Source organism: Spartobacteria bacterium UBA695, assembly GCA_002298145.1.
Classification (GTDB): domain Bacteria; phylum Verrucomicrobiota; class Verrucomicrobiia; order Chthoniobacterales; family Chthoniobacteraceae; genus UBA695.
The window spans coordinates 15,456-38,042 of sequence record DBMP01000023.1 but is presented as its reverse complement, the minus strand read 5'-3'; the positions used below and the strand labels follow the sequence as shown (position 1 = coordinate 38,042).

Here is a 22,587-nt window from a genome sequence, read left to right as displayed (position 1 = left end):
GGCCTAGTTGTTGAGGAGGTTGGTGATGTTGGTGGAGGCGCCGTCGCTGGTGCGCTGGTTGAGCCTGCCGGAGGTGGGCTGAGCGGAGGTGCTGCTCGAAGAGTTCTGGCTGGAGAACATGCCGCGTAGGATGGCGGCGACGTTGTTCGGGTCGGCGTTTTCAAGGCGGTGAACGTAGACCTGCTGTTTTTTATCCTCGCCCGCGTCGAGCCGTTCGACGGTCAGTGCCAGCTGCGGCATGGCGTCTTTGGAGGCGGAAACGATGAGGGAATTAGTGCGCGGATCGGCCACGGCTACGACTTTGTTGAGCAGGACGGAGCGGTCGCTTTTGTTGCCGGTTGCATTGTTGCCAGCGCTTACTTGCATGACCTGCTGGCCCGGTCGGCGGTTGTTCGAGCCATTTGCGCCCCCTGTCGTGGTCGAGGAGGTGGTGTCGTTGTAGAGGGCGTTGAATTCGTTGGCCAGCTCCATGGCATCCGCGTGGGTGAGGCGGAAGATGCGGGTATCGGTAATATCGGAGATGTTCTGGTCGATGCGGGTGATGATGTCGGAGATGGTCGGGAGGGCGGCGTCCGGGGCGCTGACGATGACAGAATTGCTCTGGTCATCGGAGACGGCGATGATGCGGGTGGCGGCCTGCTGCGCGGCGCTCTGCGTCTTGGCGGTGGCGGCGGCGTTGGCCATCCACGGAGGGGTGGGGCGGTTGTTTTGGTTGTTGCCGCGGTTGTTGCCGCCGGAGGAGGTCTGGTCGGTGGCGAAGAGCTGGGTGAGGACGTTAGCCAGCGATTTGGAGTCGGCGTATTGCAGGGTGTAGACGCGGATGGCCGATATGCTGGAGACGGAGTTGTCGAGCGCGTGGATGATCTCGGCCATGCGGTGGACGTTGGTTTGGGTGTCGGCCAGGAGCAGCGCGTTGCTGGCTTCGTTGGCGCTCAGGGTGGCGTCCGGGGAGAGCAGGGGGCGCAGGTTTTCCACGAGCTTGGCGGCCTCGACGTACCGTACCGGGAGGATCTGCGTGACCATGCCGTCCTTGCGGGGGATCTGCGTGGGGTCGCTGCCGCTCTGGACGGGAATGTCCATTTTTTGCGCGCCGGAGCGGGGGACGATTTTCAGGATGCGCCCGTTGCGGATCGCGGCATAGCCTTTGTCGATCAAGACGGAGTTGAGGAGATCGACGGAGTCTTCGATCGAGACGGGCTGTTTGCTGACTACGTTGACGGTGCCCGCGATGGCGGTGTCCTGTACGACGATGAACCCGGCGGCTTCGCTCAGGTAGTTGAGTACGTCGGCGAGCGAGGCGTTTTGGAAATTAAGCATCAGCTCGCCTTTGCCGACTTTGATGGCGGAGGCGGTTCCCGAGGAGGCTCTGGGGGCGGCGGGCAGAGCTATAGGGGTTGTGGGGGCGACGGTCTCGGCGGGCGTCGGCGAGGGGGCCGGGGCGGCTTCCGTGGGCGCGGGCGCTTCCTGGGCGACGGCGGCCAGGGGCAGGAGCAAGCCGAGGGCGACTGAAAGGAGAGGTGTTGTGTTCATTTGAGGTCCTGTTGGCGTTTCTGCATCATGCGGCGCATGATGGCTTCGCGGTCCACGCCGCCTGGGCTGGACGGGGCGGCGCTCGCGGGGGCGGAGATATTGGTGACGGGTTGGGAGGAGGGGCTGGCGGAAGGGGGGATGGGTGCTGAGGGAGCGGCGGCGGCGTCTACCGAGGGCATGGGGGCGGGGACTGCGTTGGCGCTGAGCGGAACGGTCTGGCCGACGGCGACGGGGATGGTTTTCCCATCGCGCAGGATTTCGATGAAGTGGGGCGTGATGCGCGTGATGGTGGCTCCGGCGATGACGCCCTGCGGCCCCAGCACGGCGTTGAATTCCGCACGCGAGCCGGAGAAGAAGGCGAGCACTTTTTCATCCGTAACGAGGATGCCGGTGAGCGCGGCGAAGTCGCCCTGCGTCACGGGAAGCGCGGCCTGGGCTGGCGCGGCGGCTCCGGGCTGGCGCTCGGGGTCGAAGATGTTGCGCGTTTTCAGCAAGGCGTAGGCGCTCTCGAACGTCCGGCCGGGAGGGGCGGCAACGGCCGCGAGCGGGGCGCAAAGAGCGGTCCACGCGGCGGCGCAAATGAGGAGGGACGGGGTCGGGCTCATGGGATTTTGGAGGTTTGGTCTTTGAGCCGCAGGAAGGTGATGCGGGCGGTGAGGGCGAGCTGCGCTCCGCGGGCGTCGCGGGTGGCCAGTTCGCATTCCTCGACGTTCACCGGCACGGTGGTATCGGTTTCGAGTTCGTAGAGGAACTGGCCCAGCGCGGCCTGGCTGCCGGTGGCCGAGAGGCGGTATTCCAGGGTATCGTAGCCTTCGGTGTCGCGGAGCTGCCAGGTCTGGGTGAGGTTGGTGAGGGTGATTTGGCTTTGCAGCTTGCAGCGGTCGACGGCTTTGAGGGCGGCGTACTCGGCGGCGGAGACCTCGGCGGGCAGGTTGCCGCGGCGCATGGCGGCCCAGCGTTCGCGCAGAGCGGCCTCGCGCGCTTTGAGCTGGCGGCCTTGGGAGACCTGCTGCTTGAGCGTGGCGATGCGCTCGGTCTGCTCCTTCCAGCTCTTCACGGTCGGCTGGATTACGAACCGGTCGAGAACGAAAAGGCCCAGGGCGATGGCTACGCCGATTTTAAGGAAAAAGAGGCGGCGTTGTTCGTCAGTCATGGTGCGTCTCCCATTTGAATGTTAGCGAGAATTGGCTCGGGTTGTTGCCGCGCAGTTGCTTGACCTGGAGGGCGCTGACGCCCGCTTGTTTGCTGAGCGTGCCTTGCAGGCTCATGAGCGAGGCGTTGTTCTGCGCGAAGCCGTTGATGGTGACCAGCGAGGCGGTGGAACTCGGCGCGCTGCGGCCTCCTCCTCCGTCGCTCTTTTCAATATACGGGCTGATCTGTACGGAGCGCGTCCAGAGGTCGCCGCGCTCGGGGAAGGCGGCGATGACGCTGCGCAGGGCGTCGAGCTTCTGCGGTGCGGGCTCGAACCAAGGGCGGAACTGGCGGATCTTTTGCTGGATGGTGTCGAGCTCCGCCACCGACGGCTTCAGCGTGGCCCACTCGCGGTTCAGGCTGGCCTCCTGGTGCGAGCGAAAGCTGAAGGCCAGGATCGGCAGAAAGACGACGGCGGCGGCGCTGGCGATAGCCCGGCGGCCCCGCAGGGTGTTGAAGCGCTCGAAGGTTTCCTTCCAGCGGTTGGCTTCCGGCGTGAAGAATTCGAACGGGACGGGCGTTTCATTGAGGAGCAGGCGAGCGGCTCCCGGGGCGGCCTGGCTCTCGCAGCCCTCCTCGGAGGGGGTGATCCCGAGCTTTTCCAGCAGCGCGGTGAGGGATTCGTCCGGGGCTCCGTAGATTCGCGCGCGCTTGAGCTGCGAGCGAACGGTTTCCGGCAGCCGCCCGAGGGTGATCCGCAATTCCCTAGCGAGCGTGGCGGGCTCGGCGGAGATGGTGCGGATGGCCGCTGTGCCGCCGCCACAGGTCACGGAGAGTTCCACGCGGTTTTTGCCGGGAATGAGGTGTAGGGTCGGCTCCGGATGATCGAGTGCGCAGGGGAGGTCGAGCGATATCGAGAGGGTCCGGCAACCGGCGGCGGCGAGGAAGGCGCTTACGGCTTCCATCCGTTTCGGCGGCAGCGCGGCCAGCGTGGCGCGGGGCGTGCCGACGTGGTAGGTGTCGTGGGCGAGGACGAGATCAGGAATGGAGAATTCGCGCTCGGCCCGCAGCTCGAAGTAGCCGCGCAGGTCCTCCGGGCTGACTTCGGGGAGGTCGGCGGAAGTGGAGAGAACCCACGAGGGAGGCAGCGCGAGGGCGCAGCGGCGTTCTTTGATGCCCGCGGCTTCCAGCGCGGCGGCGAGTGCGGCTCCCGCTTTGGCCGGATCGGCAAGCACCGCGTCGGCCCCCACGGCGATCCGCACGGGTTCGGCAGAAGGTTCGCCCGAGGCTCCGCGTACGCAGCGGGCCGAGAGCGAGTCGGCCCGGAGCGTGAGCGCCAGGATCGAGGCGGGTCGAAGGTGGATTTTGCTAAAGTCGAACGTCATCGGGTTGGTTGTTGCAGGACAAGTTGCTGGCGAACGTCGCTTCCGAGCGCCCATCCGAGCGGGGTCAAATTGCGGCGGTAGACAATGCGCGCCGTGCCGGTGCTTTTGTCGATCACAAAACGCGTCCGGCGGTAGCCCCGGCCATTGCGCCCGACGGCGGCGACGTCGACGCTGATTTGGTAGCTGTTGGCTGTGAGGTAGGGCCCGACTTTGAGCGCGTCGCTCTGGCCGAGGACCGGGACCACCCAGGCGAGGCTCGCGGGCTCGATGGTCTGCTGGGCGCGGGTGGTGACGAGCAGTTCGGCCTTGGCCGAGCCGATCCCTGGCAGGCAGGCGAGGACGGCGGCCGGGGCTGTGTAGGGGTTGACGAGGCCTTTGACGTAGGTGCCCGTTTTGGCGGTGAGCTTTGGGGCGAGGGACTCGAACTCGGTCTCCGTGAGGCCGCCGCGTAGGTAGAAGCCGAGCACGCTGTTGACGGTGCCCGAGGCCTGGAGCTTGGCGATGATTTCGCTTGAGCGCGCGGTGCCGAGATTGGAGGTGAGGAACGTGCTGAGCGCCGTTCCGGTGGTCCTGGTGACGTTGACGCGCTCGGTGGTGCCGTCGCTGAGGGTGTTCGGCTCCCGGCTGAATACGGTAGTGTACTCGATAATACCTGGGTTGAGCCCGTTGTCGAAGGCCGGGGTGGCTGTGCTGCCGGAGGAAAACGCGTTGGACATGGAGGACGAGGCGGCCTGGTTGCGTTCCGCGCCGTCGAGCACGTGGTTGGCGTTGTAGTCGGCGCTGTAGATGAGGTCCTGGCTGCCGGAGCCGCTGACGAGGAGCGCGATTTCCTCCACCGATTCAAATGGCGCGTATTTGTTGGGGCTGTTGCGCAGGAGGACGGACGAGGATGAGGAGGTGCCGGAAGTCGAGCTGCCGGAGGTGGAGGAGCGCCAGGTGACGATGGCTTGTGCGAGGTCCGACGTCATGCCGGGGAGCCCTTGCAGGACGGTGGCCGAGGCGGTGTTGAGGTTGAGCTTGGAGGCCTCGTCGACGAAGCCAAACACCGGCTGATCGGAGGTGCTCTGCGAGGCCGAGCCGGACGAGACGCCGATGAACCAGAAGTTGGCCTCGCCCACGGGAAGGGTGTCGCTCTGGAAGTCGTTCGGGTCAGGAAGGCCGCCCTCGCGGTTGACCTGGGAGAAGAGGTAAGCGGCGTAGCGCGCCCCGCCTTCAATGGCCGCCTCGGCCTGGCGTCCCGCGAGGTTGTTATCCTCGCCGCGATAAGCCAGGGCCATGGAGTTGGCGAAGACCAGGGTCAGGCTCACCAGCCCGATGCAGACGATCATCACCACGATGAGCACGGAGCCCCGGGCGCGCTGCGATGGAGTTGGAGAAAGGGGGGGCATCGGGCTAGGTTCCGCTGGTGGTGGACGTGGTGGCGGTGGTGAACGGCTCGGTGGTCAACGGGACGAAGATCTCGATGGGCGGCGGCAGGGGGACGCGGTCGGAGGCCGGGGACTGAAGGATGCGCACGCGGACGGCCCGGGGCAGGGAGGAGGTGCCGCTGATGGAGGTGCTGCCGGACGTGGCGGCGGTGAGCGAGGTGCCGGTTAGCGAATTGGAGGAGGAGTTGGTGGTGCCGCTTAGCTGGCAGGTGTCCTGCCAGCTATTGCCGTCCCAGAAGGCGACCTCGAATTTCTCCACGCGTTGCAGCACGGGGATTTCCTCGGGGTTTTCGGTGCCCGAGCCGAGGAGGTCACGCGTGAGCACTCGCACGAGCGGGCCGTTGTTGGCGCTGCCGCCGTTGCCGGAAATGTAATACTCGATCTGCTGCACGTCGCCGTAGCCCTGGTCGTCGTTGTCGTCCTGGCCGGTGGTGGCGGTGAAGCGCAGGTAGCCGCCGAAATGGGACTTCTGGTTGCTGGCCCCGCCTTCGAGCGTGCAGGCGAGCACGCCGCCGGAGATGTAGGTGCTGAAAAGGTCGTTGCGCATGACGGCGATGGCCCGTTCGCGAAGGCGCGACTCCCGGATCCGCTCGGTCGCGCTGTCGCGGGTTTTGATCGCCCGCTGGAAAATGCCGTAGAGGCCCAGCAGCAGGATCGCTGCCGCGAATGTGGCGAGCAGGATCTCGATCAGGGTGAAAGCGCGGCGGTTCATTTCCTGCTGCTCCCGGAGGTTTTAGGTTTGGACGACGAGGAGGTGGTGGACGACGCCGAGCCCGTGGTGGAGGTCGTCGAGGTCGATCCGGAGCTGACTAGCGTGCTCAGCTCCACTTTATCCTCGCGGCCCTGCACGGTGTAGTAGGCGCGCACGGTGAGGAGCTCCATCGTGTCCATGTCCCAGGTGGAGTGCTCGGCTTCCCAGCGCATCCCGGGCCAGTCGCCGCCGAAATTGCCGCTCATATCCGAGGTCATCCAGGCATCATCGAGGCTTAGTTCGGCGAGCTTGTTTTGCGCCAGTTCCGCCGCGATGGCCCCGCGTTCCGCGTAGAGCCCGGCGCGGGTGGAAATGGTGAGCCCCTGCATGATGGCCGGAATCAGGATCGCCAGAAAAATCATGGCGGCCAGGATTTCGACAAACGTGAAGGCGTGGTGGGACGAGCGCATCTTATTTCACAATCTCGTAGCCGTCGCCGTCGTCGGTTTGCGCCACGGTGATGCGTTCGCCGGATTTGTGGGCGAGGCGGATTTCATCCACGCTCGTGGCGTCGAGGGTTCCCTCGGGTTGGAAGGTGGCCGCTAGCGAGTGGCCGTTGCCGTCGTTGTTGATCGGCGTGGAGTCGAAACGGACTTCCGGGTGGAGCGTCCAGGCTTTCTCGCGGGCTGCGATGCCGTCGTAGCCGCTGGAGGCTTGCACGCCGAAGGTCTCGGTGTTGGTGTCGATCCAGACCGTCATGGGGATGCCTTGGGAAATGGCTTCGCTGCGGGCGTACTCGATGGCGGCAAGGACCAGCGCCGCCTGCCCGTCGAGGTTCCGCCCGTGGAAGGAGCGGGAGAGGGAGGGGGCGGATACCGCGAGGATCGTCGCCAATAAAGCCAGTACGAGAACCAGCTCGATTAACGTGAACGCGTTCTTTCTGTTACCGCTTGTTGGCATCCCAGTTGTTGATGTCGTCGTCGGTGCCCGTGCGGCCGTCCGGTCCGGCTGACATTAGGTCAAAGCCGTTTTGGGTGTGTTTGCCCGGGTATTCGTAAAGGTAGTTGTTGTTCCACGGGTCGAGCGGAACGGCTTTTTCGAGGTACGGCCCGTGCCAGTTGTTGGCGTCGGCGGGTTGGTTGATGAGCGCGTCGAGGGACTTGGGATAATACCCGTTGTCAACCTCATAGGCGTTGAGCGCGAGCGAAATGCTGGCAATCTGCGACTTGGCCGCCGTAAGCTGCGCCTGTTGCGTGCGTCCGGCGAGCTTCGGGTAAACGATGGCCGCCAGGGTGGCCAGGATGACCAGCACGAGCAGCATCTCGACCAAGGTAAAGGCGCTGTTTTGGGGGGATTGGATCGGTTTATTCATAGAGTGTTATTTGATATAGTCTTGAAGCGTAAAGATGGGGATGACCATGCCGACGAAGATGACGCCGATGAACCCGGCGATCATGAAGAGCATGAGCGGCTCGGCCAGGGAAACGGCGTTCTTGAGCTGCCGGTCGAGCGTGATCTCGGTGACGGCGGCGATGCGCAGGAGCTCTTTGTCGAGCCGCCCGCTTTCCTCAGCCACGGAGATCATCTCCAGCGTGGACCCTGGGAAGAGCGCGCGGCAATCGCCCAGCGCCGAGGCGAGCTGCTCGCCCTTGGAGACGCGCTCGGTGGAGTCGGCGATCAAGTCGATGAGGGTCTGGTAACCGAGTGAGCGCCGGGCGACGTTGAGGCCGTTCATGAGAGGTACCCCGGCGGAGAGCAGCGTGCCGAGCATCCGGCAAAAGCGCGTCATGGCGATCTTGGCGGCCAGCGGCCCGGCCAGGGGGAGGCGGAAAAGAACGTTCTCCCATTTGCGCCGGTTCGCGTCGTTTTTAAACCACTTGGCGATGGCGTAAATGACGAGCGCAACGCCGATGGCCATGAATACGCCGTAGGATCGAATCGCATGGCTGGCGCCGATGATGGCGCGCGTGATGGCGGGCAGTGCGGCGTTGAACCCGGCAAAGAGGGTCTGGAAGCGCGGGATGAAAAAGATCATCAAAAAGATGACTACGCCCAGGGCCAGGGTCAGGAGAACGGCCGGGTACATTAGCGCTGAGAAGACTTTGGCCCGCAGCTCTTTTTCACGCGCCTGGAAATCGGCGATCTGCGCAAGGACGACGTCGAGGAAGCCGCCGGTTTCGCCGGATTCGACCATGGCAACGTAGACGCGCGGGAAGACTTCGGGCGAACGGCTCATGGCGTCGGCGAGCGATACACCGTCGATGACTCGTTCGTGCAGTTCTTGCCATTTTGCGGCGGCGGCGGCGTTGCTGGCTTCTTTGTAGAGAATCGTCAGCGCCCGGCTGAGCGGTACGGCGGCGGCCAGCAGGCTGGAGAGGGAGCGGGTGAAATCCTCCAGCGCCTCAAAGGAGACGTGCTTCGCGCGGAAGTGCCATTTAGCCCCCGTGGGCGCGGCGGCTGCTTGCGCCTTGCCGTTGCTGCCGTTGGCTCCGGCGGCTTTTTGTACCTCGGCGAGTTTCAGCGGCGTGAGGCCCTGCTCCTCGATGAGCCGGATTGCCTCGCCGCGGCCGCCCGCCTCGATCTGGCCGCTCGTGGAGGAGCCTCCCGGCTTCAGCGCTTTGTATTCGAAGGTTGGCATGGCGGCTAATCTTCTGCGAACACGTCGTCGTCTTTGGAGACCCGCAGCACTTCCGCCGGACTGGTCGCGCCCGCGCAGACGAGCCGCCAGCCGTCTTCCAGTAGCGTCCTCATCCCCTCGCGCCGGGCGATTTCCGTTATCTCCAGGCTGGAGCCGCCCTTGAGCAGTGCCTGGCGCAGGGGGCCGCTCATCGTCATCAGTTCGAAGAGCGCCTGGCGGCCCGCATACCCGGTATTACGACAGGCTTTGCAGCCGACGGCGCGGTAGATTGTTGCATCCCGGAGCGCCTCCACGCGGTCCTTGAGCGCCTGGGTGCGCTTGGAGTCGTCCACTTCTTTGCACGCGGGGCAGAGCACGCGCACGAGGCGCTGGGCCATGACGGCTTCAAGAGAGGAGGCGACCAGATACGGCTCCACGCCCATGTCCACGAGGCGCGTCAGCGCGCCGGGGGCGTCGTTGGTGTGGAGGGTGGAGAAAACCATGTGGCCGGTGAGCGAGGCCTGGACGGCGATTTGCGCGGTCTCGTGATCGCGGATTTCCCCGATGAGCACGACATCCGGGTCGTGGCGCAGAATGGCCCGCAGGCCGCGGGCGAAGGTCATCCCTGCTTTCTCGACGACCTGAATCTGGTTGACCCCCTTGATCTGGTATTCCACCGGGTCCTCGATCGTGATGATTTTGCGTTCGGCGTCGTTGATTTCTGTCAGCGCGGCGTAGAGCGTCGTGCTTTTGCCGGACCCGGTGGGCCCGGTGACGAGCGCGATGCCGTGGGGCATCCGCAAGATGCGCTGAAAGATCCCTTGTTCGCGTGGGGCCATGCCGAGGCTCTCCAGGTTGATGATGCCCGCGTTCTGGCGCAGGAGGCGCATGACCACGGCTTCGCCGTGCAGCATTGGGATGACGGATACGCGGATGTCGATTTCCTGGTTCTTGATCCGGATTTTGATGCGCCCGTCCTGCGGCACGCGCTTTTCGGCGATGTCGAGGTTGCTCAAAATCTTGATGCGCGAGACGATTGCGGGCTGGAAGCGCTTGATCTGCGGAGGTACCGGCACTTCCTGCAACATGCCGTCGATGCGGTAGCGGATGCGCAGTTCGTGCTCGAAGGGCTCGACGTGGATGTCCGAGCTGCGCAGGGAGACGGCGTCGCTCAGGATCTGGTTGACGAACCGGATGATGGAGGCGTCTTCGGCGGCTTTCTCCAGGTCGGTTTCCTCGGCGGCGTTGTCGGCTACGAGCTGGAAGCCTTCTTCCTGCTCCAGTTGGTTGAGCGTATCGGCGCCGACGCCCAGATGTTTTTTAATCTCCCGGGCCACGGCCTCGCCGGGGGCTAGTACGGGGACGAGCTCTTGGGTGGTGAATGGCTTGAGGCCGTCGAGCCCCGGCTCGGCGAAAAGGCGGCTGAGGGCCACCTCGATGCGGCCGTCCACTTCCCGTAGCGGGAGGAGTTCCTCCTTAAGCAGGACGCGGGCAGGGAAGCGGGAGGAGAGGTCGCGGGCGGGCTCGGCGTTATCCAGCGCGGTGAAGCTTAGGCCGTATTCGCGGGCGAGCCATTGCAGGGCCTCCGCCTCGGTCTGGGGGCGGCAGGCGGGGTCCAGGCGGGCGAGGGCTGCTGCGTCGGCGGGGGAAAGCTGTCGGCTCTCCACCATTTTCGCATAGAGGCCGGGTTCATTGGCGGTCGTAAGAGGTTCGGACATCAAAAGGGGGACTTGGGATACGGAACCGGGCGCGGCTATTGCAGGATGCCCATCATGACGAGGAGCGCTTCCTGCCGTAGGCTGAGCACCTTGCGCAGGTCTTCGCTGGCGGCTTCCAGTTCGGCGGTCGCTTTCTTGCGCGCGGCGCGGACGGCCTCCAGCTTGGCCTTGATTTGGTCGTTCGGGGTGCTGTCGTTTTGAAGCGCGTTCTTAAGGGCCTCGATCTCCGGCTGGTTCACGCGGGGAGGACGGTTGGTGTTGGTGGCGTTATTTTGCTCGGGACCTCCGGGGCGGTTGCCTCCTCCGCGGCGATCGCCGCCGAAAAGCCCGCCCATGCGGCTCATCATCACTTCCCGCTGTTTTTCCATCACTTTTTCCAGCAGCGGCTGGATGACGGCCCATTCCTCGTCGCTCGCTTTGAGCGCCGTTTTGAGGCGTTCGTTCATGCGCTGGCGGAAGGCCGCGCTGTCGGGGCCTCCAGGGCCACCGGGGCCGCCCGGACCCCGAGGACCGCCGGGTGGAGGGGGCGGGTTCTGCAACGCGGTGCCGAATTGGCTGGAGCCGGAGGTGGTGGAGGTGGTGGAACTGCTCCCCCCGGGGGCGGCGGGCAAGCCCGGGTTTTCGAACTGGGGCTGCGGCTGTAGGTCGTCCGGCGGGGGGCCGTCCTGGGCACCTACGGGTGCCAGGCCGAGCGTTGCCGTCACGAGGGCGGCGGCCAGCGGAGTAAAGCGGGGGATATTCATGGGGTGAGAAAAAGGGTTCCTGATCCGATGTGTCGTAAATCTAGGCTGGCATTGTTAAGATAGAATTTCGAGCTGCCAGTTTATTTGTTAAGAGATGGTTAAGAAAGAAATCCGGGCTCGCATCTTCAAATCGAGGGGTTTATGGAGTTAGGGCAGCGTGATGATTTCCTCCGAACCCTCTCCAAAGTCAACGCCGCCGGGTAATGATCAGAAGATTCTGATCATCGACGATGACCGGGAGCTGTGCGCTCTCATCGCCGACTACCTCCAGCCGCTGCGTTATGGCGTCGTGGCAGAACACGATGGTCGGGCCGGGGCCGACCGAGCGCTTTCCGAGGAGTTCCACGCGATCATTTTGGATGTGATGCTGCCGGGCATCGACGGCTTCGAGGTGCTCCGGGCGATCCGCTCCCGGTCGGATGTTCTGGTGCTGATGCTGACGGCCCGGGGCGAGGAGACTGACCGGATTGTGGGTCTGGAAATGGGGGCCGACGATTACCTGCCCAAGACGTTCTCTTCCCGAGAGCTGCTGGCCCGGCTGCGGGCGGTGACGCGTCGCCGGGGGGTAAAGGCGGGGGCTTCCGCCGAGGGGACTCAGGAGCCGGAATCCGAGTGGGTGGCGGGGCCGCTGTGCATCCGGCCCGCGTCGCGCACCGCGGAGCTTGACGGGGTGCCGCTTAAGCTCACGGCGCTGGAGTTCGATCTGCTTTTCAGCCTGGCCCGGGCGCGGGGCCGCGTGAAAACCCGCGAACGGCTCATTGAGGAGATCGGCGAGCGCCTTTACGACGGCATGGACCGCTCGATTGACGTCCACATCTGGTCGCTGCGGCGCAAGCTCGGCGATGACCCAAAAGCGCCCCGCTTCATCAAGACGGTGCGCGCCATTGGCTATATGCTCATCGACCCCAATGCGGAGTGAAACGAAACCGGCTGACGCGAACCCCAAAGGTGGCCTCTTTTGGCGGATTCCGATCGCTGCGCAGATTCTCGTCTGGTTCTTCCTGAACCTGACGCTGCTGGCGGCGGTTTTCTGCCTGATCTTTGCCACCCAGTACCATATCAACCTGGACTGGGTCTTTGCCAGTAGCGCCAGGCAGCGCGTTGAGTCGCTGCGGACGCTTATCGTGGGGGAACTTGACAACACGGTGCCGGAATACTGGTCCGAGGTGCTGGATCGCTTCAGCGATGCCTACGGGGTGCGGATTTCCATTTTTGACCCCAACGGCGACTACCTCCTGGGCCGGGTGAAAGAGCTTCCCGGCCCGGTGCGCGAGCGCCTGCTGGCCTTCCCGCAGCCTCCCAAGCCGACGCCCACGCCGTCTGCGGCCGAGCGTCGAGCCCAGAAAAAGGGAGAGCGCAAAACAGAAGGAAAAAAGGGCGCCCCCACCTCCTCAGGGCAACCGGAGGCGACTTCGGGGCCAACCGCCCATCCGTTTGCGGCGATGTCGGGAGCTTCCCGCGCGTTTTTACGGACCAAGAACCCGGCGCGCTACTGGCTGCTCCACCGCACCCGGCTTGATAACCCGCGCCTGGGCGCTCCGATGCGCGTGGTGCTCGTGGCCGAGGCAGAGACCTTTAGCATGGGGGGGCTTATCCTCGACCCGGTGCCGTGGATCTGGCTGGTGACGGGTACGGTTGTTTTTTCGGTGATCTTCTGGCTGCCGCTGCTGCACGGCATTACCCGGTCCATTCGGCAGATGACCCACACGACCCGGCAGATTGCCGAGGGGCGCTTCGATGTGCGCGTGGCGGCGCGGCGCGGGGATGAACTCGGTTCGCTGGGGGACTCGATCAACCAGATGGCCGGGCGGCTCAACGGTTTTGTCATGGGGCAGAAGCGTTTCCTGGGGGACATCGCGCACGAGCTTTGCTCTCCGCTGGCCCGGCTCCAGATGGTGCTCGGCATCATGGAGCAACGCGAGGAGAAGGATGACTACGTCCGGCGGGCCAGCGAGAAGGCGGAGCAGATTGCCGCGCTGGTCAATGAACTGCTCGCTTTTTCCCGGGCTTCGTTCGGGGGGGCGGCCGTCCGGTTGGTGCCTGTGGCGGTGAAGTCGGCGATTGACGAGGCGGCGGCCCGCGAGGTGGCGGATAAGGTGGAGATTCGTCTGGGGGCGGTTCCTGAAGAGCTTACGGTGCTGGCCGACCGGGAATTTATCGTCCGGGCGGTCTCCAACCTGATCCGCAATGCCGTCCGGTATGGTGGCGGCGGCCCGATCGAGGTGGACGCGGAGCGCACGGGTGACGAAGTGGCGATCCGGGTGCGAGACAGTGGCCCTGGTGTGCCGGAGGAGGAGCTTCCCCGGCTGTTCGATGCCTTTTACCGGCTGGATCGTTCGCGCACGAGGGAAACCGGGGGCGTGGGCTTGGGGCTGACGATCGTCAAGACCTGCGTGGATTCTTGCAAAGGCACCGTTGTGGCCCGGAACCGCTCTCCGCATGGGCTGGAGGTGGAAATCCGACTCCCTGCGGAAGAAGACTCAGCTTGCTAAGCGGCGGAGTTGTGGGAGATTGCGCTCAATCCCTCGCCGTCGTATGAAAACCAGTCGGCTTCTCCTGATGTTTTTAGTGTTGTTAGCCCTGGGGCTTCTCCTGGCGGGGCTGGATTTGCTGCCGTCGGTTTGCAGAGCGGCGCAGGGCGAGTATCGTACAACCCATAACCGAGGCCATGGTATGATTGAGAAAATCACTTTAAGCGATGCCGAGTGGCGCAAACGGCTCACGCCGCATCAGTATGAGGTCATGCGGGAGCGGGGAACGGAGAGACCGTTTTCCGCCCAGTGCTGGAACCCGCACGGGAAGGGGACGTTTGTTTGCGCGGCGTGCGGGCTGCCGTTGTTCGAGTCCGGGAGCAAGTTTGACTCCGGTACCGGCTGGCCGAGCTTCACCGCGGCGATGGGGGGCGACCGCGTGCGGATTGCGCGCGACACGAGCCACGGGATGATCCGCGAAGAAGTGGTCTGCGCCCGGTGCGACTCCCACCTCGGGCACGTTTTTCCCGATGGACCGCCTCCGACGGGGCTGCGCTACTGCATGAACGGCGTGGCCCTTGATCTGCGCCAGGTGGAGAAAGCGACGTTCGCCGCCGGGTGTTTCTGGGGCGTTCAGGCGGCCTTTGACGCCACGCCCGGCGTGCTCCAAACCGCCGCCGGATACACCGGGGGGCATGTGAAGGACCCCTCTTACGAGCAAGTCTGTATGCACACGACTGGGCATGCCGAGGCCGTGGAGGTGGAGTTCGACCGCGCCAAGGTTTCGTATAAAGAGCTCCTCGATTTATTCTGGAAAATCCACGATCCGCGCCAGGTGGGCGGGCAGGGGCCAGACTTGGGCGATAATTACCGCTCGGAGATCTTTACCCACTCGCCGGAGCAGCGGAAGGAGGCCGAGGCTTCCAAGGCGGCGCAAGAACGGCCCGGAATGCGCCCCATCGTGACGGCGATTACCACGGCGGAGGTGTTTTACCCGGCCGAGGATTACCACCAGCATTATAAGAGCGCCGCCTGTGGGCTGCCGCGCAGGTGAATCGCTGAGCGCCCCAGAGGGCAACCGTTTCCCGTCCCTCCCGCGATAAACGGGACGGTATGAACAAATCCCGGCCCGTCATCGCCTATTTTTCCATGGAGATCGGGCTGGAGCCGAGGATGCCCACCTACAGCGGCGGCCTGGGCATTCTCGCCGGGGATACGGTGAAGGCGGCGGCGGATTTGAAGGTTCCGCTCGTCGGTGTCACGCTGCTTCACCGGAAGGGCTATTTTTACCAGCGCCTGGACGCGCAGGGCTGGCAGACCGAGGAGCCCGTGGCCTGGGTGCCTGCGGATTTCCTCATGGAGCTGCCCGCCCGGGCGGTGGTCCAGGTGGAGGGGCGGGCTGTGCAAATCCGCGCTTGGGTGGCGGAAATCACCGGCTCGGGCGGCTTCCTGGTGCTGGTCTACTTTCTCGACACGGATCTGCCGGAAAACAGCGACTGGGACCGCTCTTTGACGGGCACTCTCTACGGCGGCGATGCCCATTACCGGCTTTGCCAGGAGGTGGTGCTCGGCATCGGCGGGGTGCGGATGCTGCGAGCCCTGGGGTACAAGCGAGTGGCCCGCTACCACATGAACGAAGGGCATGCCGCGTTTCTGGGCATTGAATTGCTCGATGAGGCGGCGCGCCGGGCCGGGCGCGAGACCTTCACGCGGGAGGATGTGGACGAGGTAAAGCTCCAGTGCGTTTTTACCACTCACACGCCCGTTCCCGCTGGGCACGATAAGTTCGAAATGAGCCTCGTGGACCGCGTGCTCGACCGCCGCGAGGTGCGCGATATGCAGGACCTCTTCTGCGCCGAGGGGATGCTGAACATGACCCACCTGGCGCTCAACCTGAGCCATTACGTCAACGGCGTTGCCAAAAGCCACGGCGTGGTGGCCCGGCAGATGTTCGCCAACTATACCATCGACGCCATCACCAACGGCGTCCACGGCGGGACGTGGGCCGCCGAGTCGCTCGCGGCGCTCTACGACCGGACGATCCCCGGCTGGCGGCTCGATAACTACAGCCTGCGCTACGCCCTGAGCATTCCCCGCGAGCAGATCTGGGAAGCGCATGACGAGGCCAAGCGCCAGCTTCTGCGGATGGTTAACCGCGAGACGAATGCCGGAATGGACACCGACACGTTCACCCTCGGCTTTGCCCGCCGCGTGACGGCCTACAAGCGCCCCGGGTTGCTTTTCTCCGATCTGGAGCGCCTGGCCCGGATCGGCTCTGGTCGCCTCCAGATTATTTTTGCCGGTAAGGCTCACCCGAATGACCAGGAGGGTAAGGAGACGATCCACCAAATTTTCCAATTCGCCGAGCAGCTCCGGGGGCGGGTCACGGTGGCCTTCCTGGCGCATTACGACATGGACATCGCTCGGATGATGGTCTCGGGGGTCGATCTCTGGCTCAATACTCCGGAGCCGCCGATGGAGGCCTCGGGTACCAGCGGGATGAAAGCCGCGCTCAACGGCGTGCCAAGCCTGAGCGTGCTCGACGGCTGGTGGATCGAGGGCTGGATTGAGGGGATTACCGGTTGGGCCATTGGCTCGTTGCCGGGGGTGAGGAAAAGCCGGGAGCCGGACGACGCGGCTTCGCTCTATGCGCAGCTGGAGCAGACGATCCTGCCGCTCTACTACGATGACCGTGACCGCTATGTGGACGTCATGCGCCACTGCATTGCGCTCAATGGCTCGTTCTTCAACACCCACCGGATGCTTCAGCAATATGTGCTGAAGGCGTATTTCGAGTAATACGAATTACAGGCAAAAGCCATTTCTCACGCAAAGGCGCAAAGTCGCAAAGAAAACAGGTGCGTCTCTTCTTTGCGTCTTTGCGCCTTTGCGTGAAATTTACTCTTTGTTCAGAAGTTCTTCTGTTTTTGTGGCTTTTTGCGGCTATCCTCCGCGCGCTTTTTCGCGGCCTTTTCCTTCCCCGGCCCCACGCTGACAAACGGGCTCCCTTTCAGCAAAAAACGCCAGGGGAAATGCGCTGCGCGGCTGATCCCTATCCGCGCACAGGCCACGATCTCCGGGGGCTCCAGGCGTTTACGAAAGGTGATCGGCCCCTCGCAGAGATTGCTCCCGTGGTCGGCCCCGCCGATGCCAAAGGCCTGGGTTAGCTTCCCTGGCCCGGAGCAGAGTTCATGGAGTGCGCTTCGGTGGCGCCGCTCCTGCATCAGCTCGATTCCGTGCAGCGGCTCCACCGCCCGGATCAGCGTGAAGCCGTCGCCGCCCGGGCCGCCCTTGATGAGCGCGTTGAGGAGCCAGTACATTCCGTAATTAAGGTATATATACGCCGCGCCCGGGGCGTGCCCAGCCATGAACTCCCGCGTGCTGGGCCGGAAAAACGTGTGGCACGCCTCGTCCCCCTCCGCCAGGTAGGCCTCCGTTTCCACGATGATCCCTGCGCAATCCCCGGCGACGAGTTCGCAGCCGATCAGCTCCCGGGAAACCGTCAGTGGGTCGCGTTCAAAAAAGGAGCGTTCGAGCGTGAGCACGGGAGAGGGGAGGCAAGGGCTGCGTGGCTTTAGAGCCCGGTCGGGTGGTCGATGAATTCCCAGGGGAGCCGGTAACGCTTGGAAACGTAGGCCGCCAGGGCTTTTACGCCGAAGGTCTCCGTAGCGTAATGCCCGGCCACGTAGAGGTTCAGGCCCAGCTCCTCCGCCGCCGGGTAGGCCCAGTGGGGCGCCTCGCCGGTGATGAATGTATCGACTCCCTCGGCCGCCGCTTTGAAAAGTTCGCCGCCCGCGCCGCCGGATACGATCCCGATCCGAGCTGTCTTGGCCGGGCCGCCGGGGATCAGCTTTACCGGAGCACCCACTGCTTTTTCCAGCCGCGCGGCCAGGGTCTCGCGGTCCAGCGCCAGCTTTGTTTTCAGGCCGATATGGCTCCCTTTTTCCAGGAAAAACGGCTCTGGCTTCCGGAAGCCGAGCGCCTGGAAGAGGAGCGCGTTATTGCCTAGCCGGGGGTGGAGATCCAGCGGTAGGTGCGAGCTGAACACGGCGAGATCGGCGTCGAAGGCCAGCTTCAATTTACGGTAAACGGGCCCCTCGATTTTCTGCGCCCCCTGCCAGAGGAGGCCGTGGTGGACGAGCAGGAAATCGATCCCGCGCCGCGCCGCCTCGGCCAGCGTTGCCTCGCAGCCATCCACGGCCGCGCCAATCTTGTGGATTGCACCGCGGTTTTCCACCTGGAGGCCGTTGAAGGCGTTGGAAAAATCGGCCACGTTCTCGTGGTTGAGCAGGGTTTCGAGATGGCGAACCACCGGGGCGAGGGAGACTTCCGTGCGTGGGCTGGTTTTAGGCATGGCGGGGGCCATTGAATCACGTTTGCGACCGGGGGAAAAGGTCACGCTTTGCCCTTTTGGGCCGCTGCGGCGATGCGCTCCAGGGCGGCGCGCATTGGCGGAAAGCTGATCGGCTTGACGAAATGCTCCTCGAACCCGGCCTCGCGGCTCATCTCGCGATCGGCATCGGAGCCGAATCCGCTGAGCGCGATGCCCCGCACCCCGTAGCGGGCCTTTACCTCCCGCATGATGTCGCAGCCGTTGCCGTCGGGCAGCGCCAGGTCGCTGATCAGGACGTCGAAGTGGGCTTTGCTGGCCAGGCGCAGCGCTGTCTGTACTGTGTTGGCCGAGGTGACCTGGTAGCCCCAGCGGCGCAGGAGGCGGGCTAGGATTTGCAGCGTGTCGGCATGGTCGTCCACCAGCAGAATGCGCGCGGAGAGCGGTTCGTCGCTGCCGGAGCCGGGTACTTCCAGGTGTTCGAGGGGCTCTGTGGTCGGCAGTTCGAGCGTGAAGGTGCTCCCCTGGTCCTTCCCGTCGCTTGCTCCGGAGAGGGTCCCCTTGTGAAGCTGTGTGATCGTGCGGGCGATGCTGAGCCCCAGACCGAGGCCGCCGAAACGGCGGATTTTGCTTTGTTCGCCCTGTTCGAAGGGCAGAAAGAGCCGGGGCAGTTCTCGGGGTTCGAAGCCGATGCCGGTATCCGTTACCTCCACCCGCACGGTGGGGCCTTTGTTGAAGCTGTGGATCGTGATCGAGCCGCCTTCGGGGGTGAATTTTACTGCGTTATTGAGTAGGCTCCAGAAGACTTGCTGGAGCCGGGGCGGGTCGCCCCAGACGTAGGGATTGGCTGCCTCCAACTGGAGCGTGTAGCGGAGCCCTTTGGCTTCGATGGAGGTTTTGCAGATGCCCACGGCGTGGTGGATGGCCGCGTGGAGATCGGTGCGTTCCAGGCGCAGATCGACTTTCCCGTTGGTTATGCGGGTAATGTCCAGGAGGTCGTCGATCAGCATTGACTCCAGCTCCAGGTTGCGCCGGATGATTTCCAGGTCCTCCCGGCTCTGGTCGGCCACGGTTTCCTTCAAGGCCGTGACCATGGCCAGGGCGGGGGTGAGCGGGGTGCGCAGTTCGTGGCTGATGATGGAGATGAATTGATCCTTGGCGAGGCTGGCTGTTTCCGCTTCTTCACGGGCCTTTTCGGCATCCTCGCGCGCTTTCTCTGCTTCCTCCTTGGCGTGCTGGAGGGTCTCCTGGGCCTTGAGCCGTTCGGTCATGTCGCGGAAAACGCTGATCGTATACTGGCGGCCTTCCAGTGTGATGAGCGCGGTGGTGACTTCGACGTAAAACATGGAGCCGTCCTTGCGAAGCATCGGGAGGACTCTCCGGGGAGGGATGATGCTCTGGCGCATCCGCTGGAAGCGTTCGATGAGCATCGGGTGGAGCTCTGCGGGATGCATCCGGGTGACTTCCATTCCCGTCAGTTCTTCGGGGGCGTATTGGAGCATTTCAGAGAACGCCTGGTTGCTGAGGAACACTCGCATGGTCTGCACGTCGACGGCGAGGATGCCGTCCCGGATGCGTTCGAGGAGCGTCCGGAACTTCCGCTCGCTGTTTTCCCAGCCCTGGGCGGTGTTCCAGATCTGGGCGGTCAGCCGGTGGATGAGGACGTGGAGCAGCAGCCCCGTGATGACCACGAATGCCAGACCCTTGATCAAGGACCAGTGCGCCGCGAACTCCGGGGAGACCCCGGGGTGGATGACGAGCCGGTCAGAGAAAAAAACCCACAGGCCAGCTACGAGAACGTAGCTGAGGACAATGCGCCAGATTTTTTTGCTCATTGATCCCATGGCGTCCACAAGATAACAGGGAAATGGTTAATTTCCCTTTAAAAATGGGAGTGCGTAATTCGGATGGGGGGTTATTCCCATTCGATGGTGCTCGGCGGTTTGCTCGAAATGTCGTAGCAAACGCGGTTGACCCCCTTGACCTCGTTGATGATGCGGGAGGAGATCTTGCCGAGTACTTCGTAGGGGAGGCGCACCCAGTCGGCGGTCATGCCGTCCTGGCTCTCTACGATGCGCAGCGCGATGGTGTGCTCGTAGGTGCGTTCGTCGCCCATGACGCCCACGGAACGCACGGGCAGTAGTACGGCGAAGGACTGCCAGACTTTGTAGTACCAGTCGCTGGCTTTCATTTCGCTGACCACGATGGAGTCGGCGTCGCGCAGGATGCGCAGGCGCTCGGGCGTGATCTCGCCCACGATGCGCACGGCGAGGCCCGGCCCCGGGAAGGGCTGGCGGTAGACGACTTCCTTCGGCAGGCCGAGCTGGAGGCCCACCTGGCGCACTTCGTCTTTGAAGAGCTGGCGTAGCGGTTCGATGAGGGAAAACTTGAGGTCGGGCGGGAGGCCGCCGACGTTGTGGTGGCTCTTGATGAGCGCGGCCGGGTTGCCGGAAATGGAAACGCTCTCGATGACGTCCGGGTAGAGGGTCCCCTGGGCGAGGTATTTGAAGTTCTGGCCCGAGGTGGTCAGCTCGCGTACGGCGCTCTCAAAAACACGGATGAATTCGCCGCCGATGATCTTGCGCTTGGTCTCGGGATCGGTGACGCCCGCCAGTTTGGTCAGGAAACGCTCGGTGGCGTCGACGTATTTCAGGTTGATCTGGAAATTCTCGCCGTAGAGCTTCTGGACGGCTTCGGCTTCGTTGGCGCGCAGCAGGCCGTTGTTGACGAATACGCAGGTGAGCTGCGGCCCGATGGCTTTGTGCAGCAGAGCGGCCGCCACGGAGGAGTCGACGCCGCCGCTCAAGCCGAGCACGACGTGATCGGTGCCCACCTTCTGGCGGATTTCCTCGCAGGTCTGGTCGATGAAGGAGCCCATGGTCCAGTCCATCTTGCAGCCGCAGATTTTGTAGACGAAATTCTCGATGAGTTCCTTGCCGCGCGGGGTGTGGGCCACTTCGGGGTGGAATTGCAGGCCGTAGAAGCGCTTGGTGGGGTTCTCGATGACCGCGAAGGGGGAGTTATTCGTATGACCCACGGCGCGAAAGCCCGCGGGGAGCTTGGTCAATTTGTCGCCGTGGCTGTTCCAGACGTCGATGCTCTCGGGGAGACCGTCAAAGAGGTCGCATGCGATGCGCTTCCCCCCCTCGTCGGTGATGAAAACCTGGCCCGCGCCGTATTCGCGCCGCTGGGAGTGCTCGACTTTGCCGCCCAGGTGGAAGCCCATGAGCTGGAGGCCATAACAGATGCCGAGGACCGGCACGCCCAACTCGAACACCGCCGGGTCGATCTGGGGAGCGTTTTCAGAGTAAACGCTGCTGGGACCGCCGGAAAGGATGACGCCGCGCGCGCCGATTTTGGCGATTTCAGTGGCCGGGGTGTTGTACTTGAGGATTTGCGAATAGACCTGGCATTCGCGAATGCGCCGGGCGATGACCTGGGTGTATTGGGACCCAAAGTCGAGGATGACGATCTTGGAAACGTTGGCGGGCTCGGACATAAGCGGTCGATATTGCCGCATGACGGGCGGGAGCGCAAGCGGCGGATTGGGAGTTTTTTTGGCCTGTGTGGCGCAAAGAATCCGCGGTTGCGAAGGCGAAACGGAGGAGGACTGTTATCCAAGCTGCCGCCGGGGGCAGGCCAATGAGAAAACGCAAGGAGGTTGAGCTGCCTGTATTTAGAACGAAATTATCGAGTTTTCTGATCTCTCATTGTGTTAATTCTGAGTGACTTGCGATGAAATTTGGTTTTTGCATTTCTCGGTGCTGGAATGGCGGCTTATTGGCGTAGACGTGGCGATAGTAGTCAGCTCGCTTGAGCTGGCTGGCTGCGGCTTCGTCGACGATGAGAATGGCGTGCGGATGCATTTGCAATATCGACGCGGGGCACATGGCGGTGATGGGGCCTTCGGCCATCGCGGCGACCGCTTCCGCTTTTCCTTTCCCAAAGGCCAGGAGCAGGCAGGTGCGCGCTTCCATGATGGTGCCAACCCCCATGGTGATCACATGTAGTGGTACCTTTTCCTCGGACGAAAAGAAACGCTGGTTTGCCGCTACGGTGTTTTCGGTGAGTGTCTTGATGCGGGTGCGTGAACCGAGCGAGGAGCTGGGTTCGTTGAATCCGATATGCCCGTCATGCCCGATTCCGAGCAGTTGGAGGTCTATACCACCGGCTTTGACGATGGCGGCTTCGTAATCTCTGCAAAATGTTGGGATGTCCTCCGTCATGCCGTCGGGAATATGGATGCGATCATGGCGGATGTTTACATGGCTGAGCAAATTCTCCTGCATGAAGCGGTGATAGGAGGCCGGATGCTTTGCTGAGAGGCCGACGTATTCATCGAGGTTGAATGTGGTGAGTTGGCTGAAGTCGAGGCCTTCCTCGCGGTGCATGCGGATTAGTTCGCAGTAGAGCGCCACGGGCGTGCTGCCTGTGGCTAGGCCGAGAACGGCGTTGGGCTTGGTGCGGATCAGCGCTTCCATGATGCGCGCTCCGAGTTCCGTTCCGCTGTGGAGATCCGGTTGGATGATGATTTCCATAAGTAG

Annotated in this window: 21 protein-coding genes; 4 read left to right on the top strand and 17 right to left on the bottom strand. The window is 63.6% G+C overall.

What is annotated here, in order from left to right; translation table 11 throughout:
- Window positions 1–3 precede the first annotated feature (3 nt).
- The 12 genes from B2828_RS12675 to B2828_RS12620 are packed head-to-tail and all read right to left on the bottom strand — an operon-like array spanning window position 4 to window position 11,242.
- A complete protein-coding gene (locus B2828_RS12675; protein WP_479634120.1) occupies window positions 4–1,530 on the bottom strand; it encodes a secretin N-terminal domain-containing protein in 1,527 nt (508 codons plus the stop codon).
- Window positions 1,527–2,135, bottom strand: coding sequence for a hypothetical protein (locus B2828_RS12670; protein WP_479634119.1), 609 nt, complete (start codon window positions 2,133–2,135; stop codon window positions 1,527–1,529). Before B2828_RS12670 ends, B2828_RS12675 begins: the two co-directional genes overlap by 4 nt.
- Window positions 2,132–2,683, bottom strand: coding sequence for a hypothetical protein (locus tag B2828_RS12665; protein WP_479634118.1), 552 nt, complete (start codon window positions 2,681–2,683; stop codon window positions 2,132–2,134). Before B2828_RS12665 ends, B2828_RS12670 begins: the two co-directional genes overlap by 4 nt.
- A complete protein-coding gene (locus B2828_RS12660) occupies window positions 2,676–4,046 on the bottom strand; it encodes a hypothetical protein (RefSeq protein WP_479634117.1) in 1,371 nt (456 codons plus the stop codon). The genes B2828_RS12665 and B2828_RS12660 overlap by 8 nt, the downstream gene beginning before the upstream one ends.
- Window positions 4,043–5,434: a helix-hairpin-helix domain-containing protein gene (locus tag B2828_RS12655; RefSeq protein ID WP_479634116.1), complete on the bottom strand. Its 1,392-nt coding sequence runs from the start codon at window positions 5,432–5,434 to the stop codon at window positions 4,043–4,045. Before B2828_RS12655 ends, B2828_RS12660 begins: the two co-directional genes overlap by 4 nt.
- A gap of 4 nt (window positions 5,435–5,438) precedes the next feature.
- The gene (locus B2828_RS12650; RefSeq protein WP_479634115.1) at window positions 5,439–6,185 is read right to left on the bottom strand and encodes a type II secretion system protein GspJ; all 747 of its coding nucleotides are present in this window, start codon (window positions 6,183–6,185) and stop codon (window positions 5,439–5,441) included.
- Complete coding sequence (locus B2828_RS12645) at window positions 6,182–6,634, bottom strand: type IV pilus modification PilV family protein (protein ID WP_479634114.1); 453 nt, start codon at window positions 6,632–6,634, stop codon at window positions 6,182–6,184. Before B2828_RS12645 ends, B2828_RS12650 begins: the two co-directional genes overlap by 4 nt.
- A 1-nt stretch (window position 6,635) precedes the next feature.
- Window positions 6,636–7,124, bottom strand: a complete 489-nt coding sequence (locus tag B2828_RS12640) for a GspH/FimT family pseudopilin (RefSeq protein WP_479634113.1) — start codon at window positions 7,122–7,124, stop codon at window positions 6,636–6,638.
- Window positions 7,108–7,536 (bottom strand): type II secretion system major pseudopilin GspG, encoded by a 429-nt coding sequence (gene gspG, locus B2828_RS12635; protein ID WP_479634112.1) that lies wholly within the window; start codon window positions 7,534–7,536, stop codon window positions 7,108–7,110. The genes B2828_RS12640 and gspG overlap by 17 nt, the downstream gene beginning before the upstream one ends.
- 6 nt (window positions 7,537–7,542) lie before the next feature.
- Window positions 7,543–8,802 carry a type II secretion system F family protein gene (locus B2828_RS12630; protein ID WP_479634111.1) on the bottom strand — a complete coding sequence of 420 codons (1,260 nt, stop codon included), beginning with the start codon at window positions 8,800–8,802 and terminating at the stop codon, window positions 7,543–7,545.
- A 5-nt stretch (window positions 8,803–8,807) separates the two neighbouring features.
- On the bottom strand, window positions 8,808–10,499 hold the full coding sequence (locus B2828_RS12625; protein WP_479634110.1) for a GspE/PulE family protein: 1,692 nt from the start codon (window positions 10,497–10,499) through the stop codon (window positions 8,808–8,810).
- 35 nt (window positions 10,500–10,534) lie between these two features.
- Complete coding sequence (locus B2828_RS12620; RefSeq protein ID WP_479634109.1) at window positions 10,535–11,242, bottom strand: hypothetical protein; 708 nt, start codon at window positions 11,240–11,242, stop codon at window positions 10,535–10,537.
- A gap of 160 nt (window positions 11,243–11,402) precedes the next feature.
- Here B2828_RS12620 and B2828_RS12615 point away from each other — a divergent pair, with 160 nt between their 5' ends.
- The 4 genes from B2828_RS12615 (at window position 11,403) to glgP (ending at window position 16,512) form a co-directional block, all read left to right on the top strand.
- On the top strand, window positions 11,403–12,161 hold the full coding sequence (locus B2828_RS12615; protein WP_479634108.1) for a response regulator transcription factor: 759 nt from the start codon (window positions 11,403–11,405) through the stop codon (window positions 12,159–12,161).
- The gene (locus tag B2828_RS12610; RefSeq protein WP_479634107.1) at window positions 12,151–13,734 is read left to right on the top strand and encodes an ATP-binding protein; all 1,584 of its coding nucleotides are present in this window, start codon (window positions 12,151–12,153) and stop codon (window positions 13,732–13,734) included. The genes B2828_RS12615 and B2828_RS12610 overlap by 11 nt, the downstream gene beginning before the upstream one ends.
- Before the next feature lie 181 nt (window positions 13,735–13,915).
- A complete protein-coding gene (gene msrA / locus B2828_RS12605; RefSeq protein ID WP_479634106.1) occupies window positions 13,916–14,767 on the top strand; it encodes a peptide-methionine (S)-S-oxide reductase MsrA in 852 nt (283 codons plus the stop codon).
- Between the two features lie 59 nt (window positions 14,768–14,826).
- Entirely contained in the window at window positions 14,827–16,512 is a 1,686-nt protein-coding gene (gene glgP / locus B2828_RS12600; RefSeq protein WP_479634105.1) for an alpha-glucan family phosphorylase, read from the top strand.
- Window positions 16,513–16,622: 110 nt separating this feature from the next.
- Here the strand turns inward: glgP and B2828_RS12595 are convergent, their stop codons facing one another.
- From B2828_RS12595 to nagB, 5 genes are all read right to left on the bottom strand, one after another.
- Window positions 16,623–17,258 (bottom strand): DNA-3-methyladenine glycosylase, encoded by a 636-nt coding sequence (locus tag B2828_RS12595; protein ID WP_479634104.1) that lies wholly within the window; start codon window positions 17,256–17,258, stop codon window positions 16,623–16,625.
- A 29-nt stretch (window positions 17,259–17,287) separates the two neighbouring features.
- Window positions 17,288–18,067 (bottom strand): Nif3-like dinuclear metal center hexameric protein, encoded by a 780-nt coding sequence (locus B2828_RS12590; RefSeq protein WP_479634103.1) that lies wholly within the window; start codon window positions 18,065–18,067, stop codon window positions 17,288–17,290.
- Window positions 18,068–18,108: 41 nt separating this feature from the next.
- Window positions 18,109–19,878 (bottom strand): hybrid sensor histidine kinase/response regulator, encoded by a 1,770-nt coding sequence (locus B2828_RS12585; protein WP_479634102.1) that lies wholly within the window; start codon window positions 19,876–19,878, stop codon window positions 18,109–18,111.
- An 80-nt stretch (window positions 19,879–19,958) separates the two neighbouring features.
- Entirely contained in the window at window positions 19,959–21,542 is a 1,584-nt protein-coding gene (gene guaA, locus B2828_RS12580) for a glutamine-hydrolyzing GMP synthase (protein WP_479634101.1), read from the bottom strand.
- A gap of 208 nt (window positions 21,543–21,750) precedes the next feature.
- Window positions 21,751–22,581: a glucosamine-6-phosphate deaminase gene (gene nagB, locus B2828_RS12575; RefSeq protein ID WP_479634100.1), complete on the bottom strand. Its 831-nt coding sequence runs from the start codon at window positions 22,579–22,581 to the stop codon at window positions 21,751–21,753.
- Between the last annotated feature and the right edge of the window lie 6 nt (window positions 22,582–22,587).

What these genes read in the sequence shown, in the direction of transcription:
- B2828_RS12675 (WP_479634120.1), bottom strand. Translation starts at nt 1,530, where the DNA reads ATGAACACAACACCTCTCCTTTCAGTCGCCCTCGGCTTGCTCCTGCCC.
- B2828_RS12670 (WP_479634119.1), bottom strand. Translation starts at nt 2,135, where the DNA reads ATGAGCCCGACCCCGTCCCTCCTCATTTGCGCCGCCGCGTGGACCGCT.
- B2828_RS12665 (WP_479634118.1), bottom strand. Translation starts at nt 2,683, where the DNA reads ATGACTGACGAACAACGCCGCCTCTTTTTCCTTAAAATCGGCGTAGCC.
- B2828_RS12660 (WP_479634117.1), bottom strand. Translation starts at nt 4,046, where the DNA reads ATGACGTTCGACTTTAGCAAAATCCACCTTCGACCCGCCTCGATCCTG.
- B2828_RS12655 (WP_479634116.1), bottom strand. Translation starts at nt 5,434, where the DNA reads ATGCCCCCCCTTTCTCCAACTCCATCGCAGCGCGCCCGGGGCTCCGTG.
- B2828_RS12650 (WP_479634115.1), bottom strand. Translation starts at nt 6,185, where the DNA reads ATGAACCGCCGCGCTTTCACCCTGATCGAGATCCTGCTCGCCACATTC.
- B2828_RS12645 (WP_479634114.1), bottom strand. Translation starts at nt 6,634, where the DNA reads ATGCGCTCGTCCCACCACGCCTTCACGTTTGTCGAAATCCTGGCCGCC.
- B2828_RS12640 (WP_479634113.1), bottom strand. Translation starts at nt 7,124, where the DNA reads ATGCCAACAAGCGGTAACAGAAAGAACGCGTTCACGTTAATCGAGCTG.
- gspG (WP_479634112.1), bottom strand. Translation starts at nt 7,536, where the DNA reads ATGAATAAACCGATCCAATCCCCCCAAAACAGCGCCTTTACCTTGGTC.
- B2828_RS12630 (WP_479634111.1), bottom strand. Translation starts at nt 8,802, where the DNA reads ATGCCAACCTTCGAATACAAAGCGCTGAAGCCGGGAGGCTCCTCCACG.
- B2828_RS12625 (WP_479634110.1), bottom strand. Translation starts at nt 10,499, where the DNA reads ATGTCCGAACCTCTTACGACCGCCAATGAACCCGGCCTCTATGCGAAA.
- B2828_RS12620 (WP_479634109.1), bottom strand. Translation starts at nt 11,242, where the DNA reads ATGAATATCCCCCGCTTTACTCCGCTGGCCGCCGCCCTCGTGACGGCA.
- B2828_RS12615 (WP_479634108.1), top strand. Translation starts at nt 11,403, where the DNA reads ATGATTTCCTCCGAACCCTCTCCAAAGTCAACGCCGCCGGGTAATGAT.
- B2828_RS12610 (WP_479634107.1), top strand. Translation starts at nt 12,151, where the DNA reads ATGCGGAGTGAAACGAAACCGGCTGACGCGAACCCCAAAGGTGGCCTC.
- msrA (WP_479634106.1), top strand. Translation starts at nt 13,916, where the DNA reads ATGATTGAGAAAATCACTTTAAGCGATGCCGAGTGGCGCAAACGGCTC.
- glgP (WP_479634105.1), top strand. Translation starts at nt 14,827, where the DNA reads ATGAACAAATCCCGGCCCGTCATCGCCTATTTTTCCATGGAGATCGGG.
- B2828_RS12590 (WP_479634103.1), bottom strand. Translation starts at nt 18,067, where the DNA reads ATGCCTAAAACCAGCCCACGCACGGAAGTCTCCCTCGCCCCGGTGGTT.
- B2828_RS12585 (WP_479634102.1), bottom strand. Translation starts at nt 19,878, where the DNA reads ATGAGCAAAAAAATCTGGCGCATTGTCCTCAGCTACGTTCTCGTAGCT.
- guaA (WP_479634101.1), bottom strand. Translation starts at nt 21,542, where the DNA reads ATGTCCGAGCCCGCCAACGTTTCCAAGATCGTCATCCTCGACTTTGGG.
- nagB (WP_479634100.1), bottom strand. Translation starts at nt 22,581, where the DNA reads ATGGAAATCATCATCCAACCGGATCTCCACAGCGGAACGGAACTCGGA.